Source organism: Roseomonas sp. CCTCC AB2023176, from assembly GCF_042259275.1.
GTDB lineage: Bacteria > Pseudomonadota > Alphaproteobacteria > Acetobacterales > Acetobacteraceae > Roseomonas.
The window spans coordinates 2,023,079-2,037,617 of the sequence record NZ_CP170086.1 but is presented as its reverse complement, the minus strand read 5'-3'; the positions used below and the strand labels follow the sequence as shown (position 1 = coordinate 2,037,617).

Below are 14,539 nucleotides of genomic sequence, written 5' to 3'. Positions count from 1 at the left end.
GTCGTCGCGGGAGACCCGGCGCGGCCCGACATGAGAGGAACCGCTCGATGACCCCCACCCCCACCCGCCGTGCCGCCCTGGGCGCCGGCGCGGCCCTCGCGGCCCTGGCCTTCGCCGAACCGCGCCGCGCCGCGGCCCAGGGCGCGGCGGCGCCGGCCCAGCAGGGACCGTTCGCGCTGCCGCCGCTGGGCTATGCCTACAACGCGATGGAGCCGCACATCGACGCGCAGACGATGGAGCTGCACCACACGCGGCATCACCAGGCCTTCATCACCAACCTGAACGCCGCGGCGCGGGAGTACCCGCAGATCGGGACGATGCCAGTGCCCGACCTGCTGTCGAAGATGGGGGAGCTGCCGGAGGCCGTGCGCGCCACCATCCGCAACTCCGGCGGCGGGCACGCGAACCACACGATGTTCTGGGAGGTGATGAATGGCCGCGGCGGCACGCCCTCCGGCGAGGTCGCGACGGCGATCCAGAACGACCTCGGCGGCTTCGACAAGATGAAGACGGACTTCAACGCGGCGGGCGCGCGGGTCTTCGGATCGGGCTGGGTGTTCGTGACGGTCGGGCGCGACGGCAAGCTCGCGATCGCGACGCGGCCGAACCAGGACAACCCGCTGTTCGACGGGACGCGCGTGCTGTTCGGCAACGACGTGTGGGAACACGCCTACTACCTGAAGTACCAGAACCGGCGTCCGGAATACCTCGCGAACTGGTGGAACGTCGTGAACTGGGAGAAGGTCGGGCAGCGCTACGCCGCGGCGAAGGCGGGGACGCTCGGGGTCTGATACGAGGCCGCGTTGATCCTGACGCGGTCCGTGGTGCGCCGGGTGGCTCCGGGAGGAGGGCAACGCCCTCCACCCGGGACATCCGGCGCACCACGCACTGGATTGGGACCGACGCGGGCCAGCATGACGGGGCGGGCTTCGCCTTCCCCGGCGCCGATCCCGCCTACCGCCGCTGGGCCGGCGGCATCGCGCCGAGTGCGCGGCCCATCTGCTGCATGTCCATCTGCTGGTATCCCGCCGGCACGCGGAACCGCGACGCGTCCTGCGCCGCGTAGGTCACGCGCGTGGCCTCCATCCCCTCCCCGCGCTCGTTGGCGGAGCGCAGCATGACGCCGTCATCCGTCAGGCAGGAGGTGCCGCGCTGCCCCTCGCTCTCCCAGCGCCAGTTCGTGCAGCGCACGCCGGCGATGGTCGCGGTGTCCGCGCGCGTCATCCGCGCGTTCTCCGCGAGACGCAGGCCACGCGCGAGGTCCGCCCCGCCGGGGTTGGTCATGACGGCCCGCAGGTTCTCCATGACGACGTCGGACCGGCCGGTGGCGAGGTCGGTCAGGCCCCAGGCGTTCATGCCGGGGATCACGGCGCTCATGTCCACCCGCAGCTTCCGCTCGGCGGCGAGGTAGGCCATGCCGATCTCCGGCGGGGCCCCGCCGCCCTGCGCGCCCCCTGCGGCGGCGCCGCGCCGAGCAGGCGGTAGTTCAGCACGACGTCGCGCGTCGGGAAGATGTTGGCGGGCCGCTCCTGCGCCATGGCCGGCGCGGCGGCGGCGAGGGTGAGCGCGGCGGCGAGCGCGGCGCGGGTGAAGCTCTGCATCGGCGATGCCTTTCGTCGGATCCCGTCTTGGTCGGGAGAGCATGCATCCCAAACCAGCGAACCAGATCAGGGGGAGAAAACAAACTTGCTCTGCGGCCACAAATGGCCCGCCGCGAGACGACTGGGGAGAGAGGGAACGACTGCCTGCTTGCCGACGCAAGCCGGGCGTTGTCACGCCTGTGTCAGCCAGGTCACCTCGGTGGAAGCCGAAAAGCGGAGCGACCTGCCACAGGAGAGCCGAAAGGAATCTCACGTGCCGTGGACACCTCCAGGAATGCCTAGCCTGGACGAGGACGCCGTCGTGTTCGACGCTGCATCAGTCAGAGGATACCGTGGAGACGGCGGACGCATGCGCCAGGCCCGTGACCTTTTCCAGAAGAGCTGCCCACCCGAACTGCACGCGGCCTGGGAAAGACTTGGCGGGTTCATAGGCGAGTACAGTTACGGGCCCATCAAGGTGACCGGTCTGGCTCCGGCTCTCGCGGCCGAGAATATCTTTACCATCGGCCGGTTCTGCTCGATCTCGAACGGGGTGACACTGTTCCTCTGCCACGACCACAATACCAAGTTCGTCACCACCTATCCGTTCAACGTACTGTTTGGGCGTGAATGGCCGGAGGTCCGCAAGCTTGGGGGACACCCGCGTTCCCGCGGCCCCATCCACATCGGGAACGACGTCTGGCTCGCCTCGGAAGTGTCGATCCTTTCTGGTGTGAGGATCGGGGACGGCGCGGTGATCGGGCACCGATCCGTCGTCACGCGTGATGTTGGGCCCTACGAAATCTGGGCTGGGCAGCCCGCTCGCAAGATCAGGAATCGTTTCGACGAGAAGGCTCGTGCAGCACTCCTACGCATCAAGTGGTGGGACCTGCCGATCGAGGACATTCGCCCGCTCGCGCCGCTGCTGATGAGCGAGGACCCGCAACCTCTCATCACCGCCGTTCGTACGCTGTTGCGCGAGTGGCGGCTGAAGCGCGACGACGATGCCGCCGTGCCTGCGGAACCGACTTCCGACGATGCGGGGCGGAACGCATGACCGCTGACCCCGGGCACATCGCGCAAGGCCCCGGCGGCCGATCCCTCGCCGCCATGGCCCGGTCTCGGCCCGCCGATTGTACCTTCCAAACTTCGCCGGCGCGGATCGCCATCCCTCACCGGGTTCTGCGTTTCAGCGTGGCTGAGTGCGTCCCCGCGGCGGCACGGCCTCCCTCACCTGGTAGCCGGACGGCACGCGGACGCGCGGGGTCCTGCGGCGCGAGGCTGATCTCCGTCGCCTCGGCGCGGATGGTCTGCTCGCCGATCGTTGCCTCCATCCGCAGAGGCAGGCCCTCGGGCGTGACGCAGAAGCGGCCGTTGCCCTCGGCGCTGCGATAGGCCCAGGTGGTGCAGGGGGTCCCGGCGATCCGCTCCTCCCGCCCGCGGGTCAGGGCGGCGTGCTCGGCCGGTTCGAACTGCGCCATCATCGCGGGATTGAGCGGCACGCGCAGGGCGGTGCGCGATCCGTCGTCGATGCGCACGCCGACGTTCGTGGCGCGCTCGATGACCGTCCAGGCGCCGGGCGCGGTGTCCATCCGCTGCTTCCGCTCCGCCGCGAGGTAGGCGATGCGGAGCACGTCGCCGTCCGTGCCGGCCGTCGCGGGGCTGCTGACGCGGTAGGTCACGGCGGCGTCGCGCGTGGGGAAGAAGCGAGGACGCTGGTCCTGTGCGGCGGCAGGGACGGCCAACAGGAGCAGGACGGCGACGACGGCGCGCACGGCGGTCAGTCCTCCGCGGCGCGCAGCACGTCGCGCTTGCCGACGTGGTTCGCCGGCCCGACGATCCCGTCCTTCTCCATCTGCTCGATCAGCTTGGCCGCGCGGTTGTACCCGATGTTGAGGTGCCGCTGGACGAAGGAGGTGCTGGCCTTGCCCTCCCGCGACACCAGCGCGACCGCCTGTTCGTAGAGCCCGCGCTCGCCCATGCCCTCGCCGCCGAAGGCCTGCATGACCGGGCCGGAATCGCCGCCGTCGTCGTCGACCTCCGTCACCTCGTCCACGTAGTTCGGCTCGCCCTGCTCCCGCAGGAAGTTCACGACGTGCTCGACCTCCTCGTCCGACACGAAGGGGCCGTGCACGCGGTTCACGCGCCCGCCGCCGGCCATGTGCAGCATGTCGCCCTGGCCCAGCAGCTGCTCCGCCCCCTGCTCTCCGAGGATCGTGCGGCTGTCGATCTTCGACGTGACGGCGAAGGAAATGCGGGTCGGGAAGTTCGCCTTGATCGTGCCGGTGATGACGTCCACCGAGGGACGCTGCGTCGCCATGATCACGTGGATGCCAGCCGCGCGCGCCATCTGCGCGAGGCGCTGCACCGCCGCCTCGATCTCCTTGCCCGCCACGATCATCAGGTCCGCCATCTCGTCGATGACGACGACGATCATCGGCAGCGGCTCCAGCGCCAGCGGCTGGTCCTCGAAGACGGGCTTGCCCGTCTCCGGGTCGAAGCCGGTCTGCACGCGCCGCGACAGGACCTCGCCCTTCTGCCGGGCGGCGACCACGCGCTCGTTGTAACCGCCGATGTTGCGGACGCCGAGCTGGGACATCGCGCGGTAGCGGCGCTCCATCTCCCGCACCGTCCACTTCAGCGCGCCGATCGCCTTCGGCGGCTCCGTCACCACGGGCGCCAGCAGGTGCGGGATGCGGTCATAGACCGACAGTTCCAGCATCTTCGGATCGATCATGATGAAGCGGCACTCCTCCGGCCCGAAACGGTAGAGGAGGGAGAGGATCATCGTGTTGATCCCCACCGACTTGCCCGATCCGGTGGTGCCCGCGATCAGAAGGTGCGGCATCTTCGCCAGGTCCGCGAAGACCGGCCCGCCGCCAATGTCCTTGCCCAGCGCCAGCGGCAGCTTGTGGGTATTCCGCGCCCAATCGTCGGACCCCATCATCTCGGAGAAGTAGACCATCTCCCGCTTCGCGTTCGGCAGCTCGATGCCGATGACGTTGCGGCCGGGCACGACGGCGATGCGCACCGCCATGACGGACATGGACCGCGCGATGTCGTCGGCCAGCCCGATGACCCGCGCCGACTTCGTTCCCGGTGCCGGCTCCAGCTCGTACAAGGTCACGACCGGCCCCGGCCGGATCTCCGCGATCCGCCCGCGCACGCCGTAATCCTCCAGCACCGACTCCAGCAGCCGTGCATTGGCCTGAAGGCTTTCCTCCGACGGCCCGGAATCCCGACGCGGCGGCGCGGGGTTGAGGAGGGCGAGCGGCGGCAGCCGGAAGCCCTCGGCCTGGAGGTCAAGGGCCGGCTGCTCCGGCGCACGCGCCGGCTTCTTCGCGACCACGGGCTTCGCCACGCGCGGCGCGATGGGGGAGGGGATCGGCGGCAATTCGGGTTCGGCCGCCGGGCGCGGCGCCTCCCGCACCACCGGCGCGCGCACTTCTTGCGCGTCTGCCGCGCGGTCGGCGTTGCGCAGCAGCGTCGCCAGTTCCGGCGAGGGTTCCGCGCGACGCCGGAACAGCCCGCCGACGGACCCCGCGGTGCGCGACAGGATGCCGGGCGTGCGCCCATCCTCGCGCCGCGATCGCAGGCGCTCCCGCCGGGCCGCGCGCCGTTCCCGTGCCGCCCGCAGCCGCCCGAACAATCCTACGCCCCCCGTCGCCGCCACGCGCCCGGCCCGCCGCCAGGACGCCAACGGCACGGCGAGCGCGACGTAGCAGGCCAGCGCCGACAGCCCCGCCAAGGCCAGGTTGGCCGTCAGCGTGCCGAGCGGCCCGAAGACCTTCGCCGCGGATTCCTCCAGCACGCCGCGCATCAGCGGCCCCATCGCCCCGCCCGGATTGGCCCCTGGCGTCAGCGGCGGCAGCGGCGCCGCGGCCAGCGCCGCCGCCAGCAGCGGCAGCCCCGCCAGCACCGCCGCCAGCCGCAGCGGGAAGGGCGAGAGCCCCCGATGCGTCGCGAGGCGCAGCGCCCAGGTCAGCAGGCAGGCCGCCGGCAGCAGGCCCGCCCAGCCAAAGCCCTGGAGCAGGGCATCCGACACGATGGCCCCGAAGGGCCCCGCGAGGTTCGTCGGCCGGTTCGCGGTGGCCGTGGACAGAGACGGATCGGCCGGGTTGTAGGTCGCGAGAGCGACGACGACGGCGAGCCCCAGCAGGCCCAGGACCATCCCCACCATCTCCGCCCCGCGCCGTCGCATGGCGGCGCGGACGGCGGGCGACGCGAATCGGGACGCGACGGATTCGCGCGCCGACGGCCCGCGTGATGGCTCGGCGACGGCGGCGGTGGCGCGCGGCATCCCTCTAGATCCCCCCTGAAGTCCCCTGGGCGGACGCGACCCCCCGGTTCACGCCCGATGCAAGGTTTATAGCCTAAGTCCTTGGCGTGCGCGCCACACCCGTCCCGGATCGTCGGGGCGCTCGATGCGGTCGCGGCGTGCGCACGGCCGTCGCCGGCGGCGACCGACCGGACCGCGGGCCGCGTCCCCCGGGGTGCCCGGCGCAGCGAGGGCCGCGCGCGGCAGCCCGCAGGTGCCCGCCTTGCACCCTGCGCGGGCTCGACGACGCCAGGACGCGGCGCAGGTCGTCGCGCGGGCAGGCCCGTGCCCGTCCAGACGGTCGGATCGTCCGGTCATCCCGCGTAGCGCGCGACGGGCACGCCCGCGACGCCCAGGTCAACCTCGACGATGCGCCCGTCATCCGGCCCGGCCTGGGTCGGATCGCGAATAAGGCTGGTCACGTAGCAGGTCCGCAGCCCCGGCCCGGCGAAGCACGGCATGGTCGGCCACTTCACGGGCAGCGGCACCACCCGGTCCAGCGTCCCGTCCGGCAGCCACCGGTTCAGCACGCCCGCGGAGACCCCAGCCGACCAGTACCCGCCCTCCACGTCGCAGGCCGCGCCGTCCGGGCGCCCCTGCGCCTCCGACACGGTCGCGACCAGGCGCCGGTTCGTCACCGCGCCGACGCGCCGGTCCCAGTCGCCGATCCAGATCACCCCGCCCCGGCTGTCGGAATGCCACACCGTCCGCCCGTCCGGCCCCCAGGCCAGCCCGTTCGAGACGATCAGCGCGTCGAGAAGCCGCTCCGCCGTCCCGTTGGGGTGCAGCACGTGCAGCCCGCCGGTCATCGTCTTGTCCGGCTGGTCGTTCATGGAGCCCACGACGAAGCGCCCCTCCGGCGAGACCTTGCCGTCGTTCAGCCGGTTCATCGGCCGGTCCGGCTCCGGGTTCACGATGAAGGTGACCTCCCCGCTCTCCGGGTGGAAGCGGTGCAGGCCGGAGCGCAGGGCCAGCACGATGTGGTCCCCCCGCGTCAGCGCGATGGAGCCGCAGGCTTCCGGCAAGGGCCAGGTCCGCGTCTCGTTCGTCGCGGGGTTCGTGCGGTGCAGTGCGGGGGCGGGGATGTCCACCCACCAAAGCACGCCGGCCCGGGCGTCCCAGACGGGAGATTCGCCGACCTTCGCATGGGGGGTCGGCAGCACTCGGGTCTTCACATCTTGCATTTTATAAAATCCTTCGTCACCCTGCACGGCATCATGCCGCCAGACGCGAGTCCATCCACCCCCGCCTATGCCCGGATGCGGGACGTCCTGCGGGCCGAGATCCTGGATGGTGGGTGGCAGCCCGGTGAGCATCGAACCCTGTCCGCCCTCGCCGGCCGCTACCGCGTCTCGATCTCACCCGTCCGGGAAGCCCTTTTGGGGCTGGAGGGCGAGGGCCTGGTCGAGATGCGACAGCACCGCGGTGCCGTCGTCCCGATCCTCGACGCAGCGATGCTGGAAGGCCTTTACGACCTTCGCGGCGCCCTCCAATCCCTCCTCGCCCGCCGCACGGCGGAACGCGCGGCGCCAGAGGTGCTGGCCATCCTGACCGAGGCCGATGCGGGCTACCGGGACGCCGCCCGCCGCGGGGATGCCGAGGCCGCCATCCGCCACAACGACACCTTCCACGAGGCGATCGAGCTCGGTGCCGGCAACGCCCAGGCCAGCGCCGTCTATCGCGCGCGCTCGGCTTTCGTGAACACCGCGCGCCTACGCCTGGGTTTCGGCCCGAACCGCATGGAGGAGGCCGCCGAACAGCACGGCGCGATCCTGCACGCGATCGCGGCCCGGGACGCGGAGGGCGCCGCCGCCGCGGCCTTCGCGCACGCCATGGCGGCCAAGCGCGACCTCATCGCGCGACTGAACGACGAGAAGGCAAGGGAAGGAAACGATACATGACCGGGATCACCCGGCGGGCTGCCCTCGCGCTGCCCGCCCTGCTGCCCATGGCGGCACGCGCGCAGGGAAGCGGCTGGCGCCCCGATAAGCCCATGCGCCTGATCGTCGGCTTCGCGGCCGGCGGCTCCGCCGACTTCGCCGCGCGCGTCGTGGGCATGGAGATGTCCCACCTCCTCGGCCAGCAGGTCGTCATCGAGAACCGCACCGGCGCCTCCGGCAACCTCGCGACGCAGGCCGTCACCTCCTCCCCGGCCGACGGCGCGACCATCGGCCTCGCCGGGCTGCAGCTCGCGGTGAACCCCGCACTGATCGCGCGCCTGGGCTACGACCCCGCGACGGACCTTCAGATGGTCAGCCAGATCACCGCCGTCCCGGTCCGCGTCTTCGCTTCCGCGAAATCCGGCATCCGCACGCTGCCCGAGTTGGTCGAACGATCGAAGCGGGACGACGGCCCGCTGATCGCCTGCGGCGGCTACGGTACCTCCTCCTTCATCGGGCCGGAGAAGCTGATCCGCGCCGCGGGCGGGCGCTACCAGCCCGTGCTGTTCCGCGGCGGCGCGCCGGCCTTCCAGGCCGTGCTGTCCGGCGACTGCGACGCAATGGTGGACATCGCCGCGTCCTATCACATCCCCGCCGCGCAGCAGGGCCAGATCCGGATACTGACGGTGCTGCAGGACACGCGCGAAGCGGCGCTCCCCGACGTGCCCGCCGTGTCGGAATTCGGCCTCGGCCCCGACGTACAGTTCCGCTCCTGGCAGGGCCTCTTCGTCCGCGCCGGAACGCCGGCGCCGGTCGTCGAAGCCCTGCACGCCGCGACGCAGACGACGCTCCGCACCCCCGACCTGGTCCGCCGCTTCAACGAAGTCGGCGTGGAAGCCGCCGGCAGCGCCAGCCCCGCCGCCTTCCAGTCGTTCTACATCTCGGAGATGCGCCGGTGGACCGAGGTCATCCGCACCGCCGGCATCCGGCCGGAGTAGCGCGCATGACCCCGCGCGTCCTCCCCGGCCGCCGCACCGTGCTTGCCGCCGTCCTCGCCGCGCCCGCCGTCGCGCGGGCCCAGGCCGCCTTTACGCGGCCCATGACGCTCATCGTCGGCTTCGCGCCGGGCGGCAGCATCGACTACGTCGCCCGCCTCGTCGCGCGCGAACTCGGCCCGATGCTCGGCCAGACCATCACCGTGGACAACCGCCCCGGCGCCGGCGGAAACCTCGCGACACAGGCCATGCTGCGCGCCCCGCCGGACGGCCACACGCTGGGCTTCGCGGGGATCAACCTCGCGACCAATCCCGCGATGATGAACATGGGCTACGACCCGCGTACCGACCTCCGCATGCTCGGCCAGATCGACGCGCTGCCGGTCATCCTCATCACCGGCACGCGCTCCGGCTACACCAACCTCCAGCAACTCGTCGAAGCGGGCCGCCGCACCGAACTGCCCTTCGGCTCCGGCGGCGTCGGCACGTCGTCGCATCTCGGCGTCGCCCTCCTCGCGAAGGCCACGGGCGTGAACTTCACGCATGTCGTCTTCCGCGGCGGCGCCCCCGCCGTGCAGGCCCTCATCGCCGGCGACACCGCCGCGATGTTCGAGCCCATGGCCCCCTACCACATCGAGATGTCGCAGGCCGGCCAGCTCCGCATCCTCGTCACGTTGCAGGACAAGCCCATCCCTGCCCTGCCGGAGGTCCCGACCGTCGCCTCCGCCGGCTACGGGCCAGAACTGATGTTCCAGTCCTGGCACGGACTCATGGTCCGCAACGGCACGCCGGAGCCGATCGTCACCGCGCTGCACGCCGCCCTCACCCGCGCGGTGCAAAGTCCGGCGGTCAGCGACGCCCTCCGCCGCAACGCCATGGAACCGGTGACGAGCCCCGACCCCGCCACCTTCCAGGCCTTCTACCTCTCCGAACTCGACCGCTGGTCCGCGGTCATCCGTGAAGCGGGAATCTCCATCCAATGAACGCCAGCAGCCCCCGCATCACGGGCATCCGCACCTTCCTCATGCAGGCCGGTCCCCTCGGCGCCTCCGCCTGGGGCGAGGTGAAGACGAGCATCACGACGAAGACCCGCAACTGGCTTTTCGTGAAGGTGGACACGGATGCCGGCATCAGCGGGGTCGGCGAGGGCAGCGGCTGGCCCCGCGTCGTCCGCACCGCCGTCGAGGACATGGCCCACGTCGTCATCGGCGAGGACGCCTTCGACATCGAACGCCTGTGGCAGAAGATGCACGTCGCCATGATGGGCCACGGCAACAGCGGCGTCGTGGGACAGGGCGCGATCGGCGCGATCGACATGGCGCTGTGGGACATCAAGGGGAAGGCGCTGGGCGTGCCCGTCTGGCAGCTGCTTGGCGGCCGGGTGCGGGACCGCGTTCGCGCCTACGCCCATGCCTCGACGCCCGAAGCAGCGCGCGACGCCGTTGCCCGCGGCTACACCGCGATCAAGACCGGCGGCGTGAAGAACCCGGTCGAGAAGGCCCACGCCATCCGCGACGCCGTCGGCGCCGACGTTGACCTGATGGTGGACCTGCACGGCCCGCCCTGGCTGCAGGCCGCCGACGCCATCGCCTATGCGAAGGCCCTCGAACCCCTCGCCCCGCTCTTCGTCGAGGAACCGGTGGCACCCGAGGACATCGAGGGCTACCGGAACTTCCGCCGCAAGGTGGACGTCCCGCTCGCCTCCGGCGAACGCCACGGCGGCCTGTGGGACATCGCGCCCCTGTTCTCAGAGGGCCTGATCGACGTCGCGCAGCCCGATACGGGACGCGCCGGTGGCATCACCGGCCTGCGGAAGATCGCGACGGTGGCGGAGGCCCGCTTCTGCACCATCGCCCCCCATGCCGGCTCGCTCGGCCCCGTGGCGGAGTTCGCCTCCCTCCACCTGCTCGCCGCCATCCCGAACGCGCTGATCCAGGAGAAGATGGACCCGGACTGGCCGGGCCGCGCGCAGACCGTGACCGCCATGCCCGAGCTCCGCGACGGCTACCTGATGGTCCCCGACGGCCCCGGCCTCGGCGTGGACATCGACGAGGCCTTCGTCACCGCCCACCCCTCCGAGCGGAACGTCGGCCTGCCCAGCGGCGGCTGGCCCGCCGGCACGGAAGGCGCGACGCTCTACGCCCAGCCCCGCCACGCCCGCCAGGTCGCCTTGCGGACGGGCCGGGGCTGAGGCCCCTCAACGGGCGAGGTGGATCGGCCAGTCGAAGGCGTATTCCAGGACGACGAAGGCCGCGGTGATTGCGACTGCGACGAAGAAGGCGGTCCGGGACCGTGTCGAAGGCGGAGTCACGGCGCTGCGCGGGGCGGTGGACGGCATGGTGACCTCCCGGAGCTGACGCTGCCCGGAATGCAGCCGGGCAGCCCAGAGATTACACGCCGTTCATCGTCCCGTCATTCACGGAAGTGCCTGTCACAGCTTCCCGGGACGCGGCACGGTGAGACAGCACGCCGGCCGTCAGAAGGACGGCGAGGAACCCTACGGTGAGGGAAGCGTGGATCAGCCCCGGATCTCCAGGAGGCCCCGGCGTTTGCACGCCTCCTCCGGGGGCGACACGACGCCGGCAGACTACTCCCGAGAACCGACGCCGCGCAGCAGGCCATCCGGTCCTGACGCCCCTGCTGGACGAAGCCCGTGATCACCTCCAAGCATCATGCGAACGTCGACCGGCAGGACTCCCCCTCCACCGCCGCCAAGGAACGGCCGAGCAGATCGGCTTGAGTCCGAAGCCGTTCGAGGATGACGGCCAGCTTCGGCGCGAACATCGCGGGCTCCCGCAGCAGCCCTTCCGCCTCCCCCGCCTCGATCAGGAAGGAGAGATCGAAGACGTCGCGGGCGTGAAGTCCTTGGCGCGGTAGAAGACCTTCTTCGCCAGGATCTCGAGCGGCATCTCGACCATGACGGGAGGGTCCGCGACGACCTCGGGGAGTGCATGCGGCTTCGTCAGGCGAGAGGCAACGATGAAGTTGATCTCACCCTCCGGCAGGACAATATTCACGAAATTCGACTGCGCGACTTAGGACGCCGGGTCGGCCCGTCACGCTGCCTCCGGTTTGAGCCGCGGGGAGAGGGCACCGAGGACCTGCGGGTCCGTCAAGAAGATGACGATGTCCTTGCTCGGCCGATGCCTGAACCGGCCGTACAACATGGTTCCGCCGCCGAAGGTCCAGCCCAGCCTGCCGCCGGTTAGCCCCTCGGCCTCCGCGATGATGCGGAGCGCGGCTTCGAACAGCGTCAGCCACGCAGCCAGCGGCTGATCCTCGGGGACGCACCGACGGTGGGCGCCACCTCCGCCAGTCGCCCGACGAGGGCATCGCGGGGCGGGCCGGGGTTTCGAAGACGACGGAGGCGATCATTTCGATCGGCGCCTCGGTCAGGGCGCGATGGAGGTGCGGCCAGTCGGCATCGGGCACCTGCCCCGACTCCAGCGCCGCGCGCTGGAAATTGCCCGTGATCGGGTCGCGGAACGGGACACTGGCGAGGCTCGCGAGGGCATCGTGAGCACGCATGGCCGGTTGAGCATAGACCCGCGCGTGTTCCGTTCCATCACCGGCGGGGATGTCCTGCTGTCAGCCGTCCAAAACAAGGAGGCTTACGGCGATGCCGATGGGGCACAACGCGACGAAGATGCCGCCCTTGACGGATTCGGCACCGGCGCTCAGAGCGCCCGGCCTCCCCGGCGGGTGACTGACCTGGATGGTTGTGCCGAGGCCTGGCAGGTGCTCGCCACCCCACCTGGGGGTCGCGAAGTCGGGGTAGCCCGCCTCCCCCGATGTACACGCTCACCGACATGTCGTCCGGGCTCTGGCCGACCACTGTGGCCGGTCGCGAAACCCAGTGTCGGCGTCGCCAAGTCGCGACGAGGCAGGCGATACCCAGGATCAGCACCAGCAATCCAAAGGCAACGCGTTCCGTCACGTCAAACGAAGCGCGCCAGCACCACCACCGCGACGACCATCTGCACGACGTTCACGATGACCGACCCGCGGTGCCCCTGGTTGAACCGCACCCGAGCCTCCGCGTCCCCCGCCTGCGCCGCGTCGGACCAGCGGTTGATCTGCCGCATCAGCCCTTGCCGCAGCCACACGGTCACCGCCGCGACGACCAGCATCGCCGCCGCATCGGGCCAACGCACGAAGAGCAGCGCCAGCCCCGCAACCGCCGAGGTCGCGAGGACGTAGAGGTAGTACACTGGGAACACCTTTCGGATGAACGGCCCGGAGACGCTCCCCGGAAGGTGCGCGAACACGACGGGCGCGAGGCCCGCCGCGAAGTAAACCATGCCCCCGAGGAGGAGGGCGGTCGCGAGAAGGGCGACCGTTTCCATCAAAGGGGCTCCACCATCAGTAGCGGTACTGCTCGGCCTTGAAGGGACCCGCAGGCGGCACGCCGATATAGGCGGCCTGCGCCGCGTTCAGCGTCGTCAGCGTCGCGCCGACCTTCGCCAGATGCAGCGTCGCCACCTTCTCATCGAGGTGCTTCGGCAGCGTATAGACCTGGTTCCCGTAGGCCTTGCCGTTGGTCCACAGCTCGATCTGCGCCAGCGTCTGGTTCGTGAAGGATGCGGACATGACGAAGGACGGATGCCCCGTGGCGTTCCCCAGATTCACCAGCCGCCCCTCGGACAGCAGGATCAGGCGCTTGCCGTCGGGGAACTCGATCTCGTCCACCTGCGGCTTCACGTTGTCCCACTTGTAGTTGCGCAGGGACGACACCTGGATCTCGCTGTCGAAGTGCCCGATGTTGCACACGATCGCGCGGTGCTTCATCGCCCGCATGTGCTCGAGCGTGATGACGTCGAGGTTGCCGGTGGCGGTGACGAAGATGTCGGCCTGCGGCGCCGCCTGCTCCATCGTGACGACCTGGTAACCCTCCATCGCCGCCTGCAGCGCGCAGATCGGATCGACCTCCGACACCATCACCCGGCAGCCCGCGTTGCGCAGCGACGCGGCGGAGCCCTTGCCCACGTCGCCGAAGCCGCAGACCATCGCGACCTTGCCGGCCATCATCACGTCGGTGCCGCGGCGGATCGCGTCCACCAGCGACTCGCGGCAGCCGTAGAGGTTGTCGAACTTCGACTTCGTCACGGAGTCATTCACGTTGATCGCGGGGAAGAGCAGCCGCCCCTCCTTCGCCATGACGTAGAGGCGGTGCACGCCCGTCGTCGTCTCCTCCGACACGCCCTTGATGGAATCGGCGAGGCGCCGGAACCAGCCGGGCTTCTTCTTCAGCGTGTCCTCGATGAGGGCGTAGAAAACCTCCTCCTCCTCGTTCGAGGCGGTCTTGAGGAAGGCCGTGTCGCCCTGCTCCGCCCGCAGGCCGTGGTGGACAAGCATCGTCATGTCGCCACCATCGTCCAGCAGCACGTTCGGCTCACCGCCATCCGCCCATTCCAGCGTGCGGCGGACGTATTCCCAGTATTCTGGCAGCGTCTCGCCCTTCACCGCGAAGACCGGCGTGCCGGTCTGCGCGATGGCGGCGGCGGCATGGTCCTGCGTCGAGAAGATGTTGCACGACGACCAGCGGACATCGGCGCCGAGCGCCTGCAGCGTCTCGATCAGCACCGCCGTCTGGATCGTCATGTGCAGGCAGCCCGCGATCCGCGCGCCCTTCAGCGGCTGGGACGGCCCGTATTCCGCGCGCACGGCCATGAGGCCGGGCATCTCGTCCTGGGCCATCGCGATCTCCTTGCGGCCCCAGGCGGCAAGGGAAAGGTCGCGAACGACGTAGTCGGTCTTCAAGGGCAG

General features: G+C 70.7%; 15 protein-coding genes. 6 read left to right on the top strand and 9 right to left on the bottom strand.

The annotated features are described in order from the left end of the window. The first annotated feature begins 47 nt into the window (after nt 1-47). Nucleotides 48-791: a superoxide dismutase gene (locus ACE7GA_RS10250; RefSeq protein WP_376099071.1), complete on the top strand. Its 744-nt coding sequence runs from the start codon at nt 48-50 to the stop codon at nt 789-791. A gap of 163 nt (nt 792-954) precedes the next feature. On the opposite strand, the gene ACE7GA_RS10245 is transcribed toward ACE7GA_RS10250, so the two are convergent. Together ACE7GA_RS10245 and ACE7GA_RS10240 are read right to left on the bottom strand one after the other, a co-directional pair. After that, nucleotides 955-1,416, bottom strand: coding sequence for a hypothetical protein (locus ACE7GA_RS10245; RefSeq protein WP_376099069.1), 462 nt, complete (start codon nt 1,414-1,416; stop codon nt 955-957). Then, the gene (locus ACE7GA_RS10240; RefSeq protein WP_376099067.1) at nt 1,374-1,601 is read right to left on the bottom strand and encodes a hypothetical protein; all 228 of its coding nucleotides are present in this window, start codon (nt 1,599-1,601) and stop codon (nt 1,374-1,376) included. Before ACE7GA_RS10240 ends, ACE7GA_RS10245 begins: the two co-directional genes overlap by 43 nt. 349 nt (nt 1,602-1,950) lie before the next feature. On the opposite strand from ACE7GA_RS10240, the gene ACE7GA_RS10235 reads away from it, so the two are divergent. Beyond that, nucleotides 1,951-2,637: a CatB-related O-acetyltransferase gene (locus tag ACE7GA_RS10235; RefSeq protein ID WP_376099065.1), complete on the top strand. Its 687-nt coding sequence runs from the start codon at nt 1,951-1,953 to the stop codon at nt 2,635-2,637. Between the two features lie 115 nt (nt 2,638-2,752). On the opposite strand, the gene ACE7GA_RS10230 is transcribed toward ACE7GA_RS10235, so the two are convergent. From ACE7GA_RS10230 to ACE7GA_RS10220, 3 genes are all read right to left on the bottom strand, one after another. After that, nucleotides 2,753-3,355, bottom strand: coding sequence for a hypothetical protein (locus ACE7GA_RS10230; RefSeq protein ID WP_376099063.1), 603 nt, complete (start codon nt 3,353-3,355; stop codon nt 2,753-2,755). Between the two features lie 5 nt (nt 3,356-3,360). Further along, a complete protein-coding gene (locus ACE7GA_RS10225; RefSeq protein WP_376099061.1) occupies nt 3,361-5,880 on the bottom strand; it encodes a DNA translocase FtsK in 2,520 nt (839 codons plus the stop codon). Between the two features lie 332 nt (nt 5,881-6,212). After that, nucleotides 6,213-7,061: an SMP-30/gluconolactonase/LRE family protein gene (locus ACE7GA_RS10220; protein WP_376099059.1), complete on the bottom strand. Its 849-nt coding sequence runs from the start codon at nt 7,059-7,061 to the stop codon at nt 6,213-6,215. A 54-nt stretch (nt 7,062-7,115) separates the two neighbouring features. Here ACE7GA_RS10220 and ACE7GA_RS10215 point away from each other — a divergent pair, with 54 nt between their 5' ends. From ACE7GA_RS10215 to ACE7GA_RS10200, 4 genes are read left to right on the top strand one after another with little or no spacing between them, the layout of a single operon-like run. Further along, nucleotides 7,116-7,799: a GntR family transcriptional regulator gene (locus tag ACE7GA_RS10215; protein ID WP_376099057.1), complete on the top strand. Its 684-nt coding sequence runs from the start codon at nt 7,116-7,118 to the stop codon at nt 7,797-7,799. Beyond that, nucleotides 7,796-8,776 carry a Bug family tripartite tricarboxylate transporter substrate binding protein gene (locus ACE7GA_RS10210; RefSeq protein WP_376099055.1) on the top strand — a complete coding sequence of 327 codons (981 nt, stop codon included), beginning with the start codon at nt 7,796-7,798 and terminating at the stop codon, nt 8,774-8,776. The genes ACE7GA_RS10215 and ACE7GA_RS10210 overlap by 4 nt, the downstream gene beginning before the upstream one ends. A gap of 5 nt (nt 8,777-8,781) precedes the next feature. Beyond that, a complete protein-coding gene (locus ACE7GA_RS10205; RefSeq protein ID WP_376099053.1) occupies nt 8,782-9,756 on the top strand; it encodes a Bug family tripartite tricarboxylate transporter substrate binding protein in 975 nt (324 codons plus the stop codon). Continuing rightward, complete coding sequence (locus tag ACE7GA_RS10200; protein ID WP_376099051.1) at nt 9,753-10,964, top strand: mandelate racemase/muconate lactonizing enzyme family protein; 1,212 nt, start codon at nt 9,753-9,755, stop codon at nt 10,962-10,964. The genes ACE7GA_RS10205 and ACE7GA_RS10200 overlap by 4 nt, the downstream gene beginning before the upstream one ends. Nucleotides 10,965-10,970: 6 nt before the next feature. Here ACE7GA_RS10200 and ACE7GA_RS10195 read toward each other — a convergent pair whose 3' ends face one another. The 4 genes from ACE7GA_RS10195 to ahcY all read right to left on the bottom strand — a co-directional run bounded on the left by ACE7GA_RS10195 (nt 10,971) and on the right by ahcY (nt 14,539). Then, nucleotides 10,971-11,111, bottom strand: coding sequence for a hypothetical protein (locus ACE7GA_RS10195; RefSeq protein WP_376099049.1), 141 nt, complete (start codon nt 11,109-11,111; stop codon nt 10,971-10,973). A 487-nt stretch (nt 11,112-11,598) separates the two neighbouring features. Then, nucleotides 11,599-11,790, bottom strand: a complete 192-nt coding sequence (locus ACE7GA_RS10190; RefSeq protein WP_376099047.1) for a hypothetical protein — start codon at nt 11,788-11,790, stop codon at nt 11,599-11,601. A 921-nt stretch (nt 11,791-12,711) separates the two neighbouring features. Beyond that, nucleotides 12,712-13,119 (bottom strand): DUF4149 domain-containing protein, encoded by a 408-nt coding sequence (locus ACE7GA_RS10185; protein WP_376099045.1) that lies wholly within the window; start codon nt 13,117-13,119, stop codon nt 12,712-12,714. 16 nt (nt 13,120-13,135) lie between these two features. Then, nucleotides 13,136-14,539, bottom strand: a complete 1,404-nt coding sequence (gene ahcY, locus ACE7GA_RS10180) for an adenosylhomocysteinase (RefSeq protein WP_376100205.1) — start codon at nt 14,537-14,539, stop codon at nt 13,136-13,138.

Coding starts and splice junctions, on each gene's coding strand:
- ACE7GA_RS10250 (WP_376099071.1), top strand. CDS start 48: ATGACCCCCACCCCCACCCGCCGTGCCGCCCTGGGCGCCGGCGCGGCC.
- ACE7GA_RS10245 (WP_376099069.1), bottom strand. CDS start 1,416: ATGGCCTACCTCGCCGCCGAGCGGAAGCTGCGGGTGGACATGAGCGCC.
- ACE7GA_RS10240 (WP_376099067.1), bottom strand. CDS start 1,601: ATGCAGAGCTTCACCCGCGCCGCGCTCGCCGCCGCGCTCACCCTCGCC.
- ACE7GA_RS10235 (WP_376099065.1), top strand. CDS start 1,951: ATGCGCCAGGCCCGTGACCTTTTCCAGAAGAGCTGCCCACCCGAACTG.
- ACE7GA_RS10225 (WP_376099061.1), bottom strand. CDS start 5,880: ATGCCGCGCGCCACCGCCGCCGTCGCCGAGCCATCACGCGGGCCGTCG.
- ACE7GA_RS10215 (WP_376099057.1), top strand. CDS start 7,116: ATGCCGCCAGACGCGAGTCCATCCACCCCCGCCTATGCCCGGATGCGG.
- ACE7GA_RS10210 (WP_376099055.1), top strand. CDS start 7,796: ATGACCGGGATCACCCGGCGGGCTGCCCTCGCGCTGCCCGCCCTGCTG.
- ACE7GA_RS10205 (WP_376099053.1), top strand. CDS start 8,782: ATGACCCCGCGCGTCCTCCCCGGCCGCCGCACCGTGCTTGCCGCCGTC.
- ACE7GA_RS10200 (WP_376099051.1), top strand. CDS start 9,753: ATGAACGCCAGCAGCCCCCGCATCACGGGCATCCGCACCTTCCTCATG.
- ACE7GA_RS10195 (WP_376099049.1), bottom strand. CDS start 11,111: ATGCCGTCCACCGCCCCGCGCAGCGCCGTGACTCCGCCTTCGACACGG.
- ACE7GA_RS10185 (WP_376099045.1), bottom strand. CDS start 13,119: ATGGAAACGGTCGCCCTTCTCGCGACCGCCCTCCTCCTCGGGGGCATG.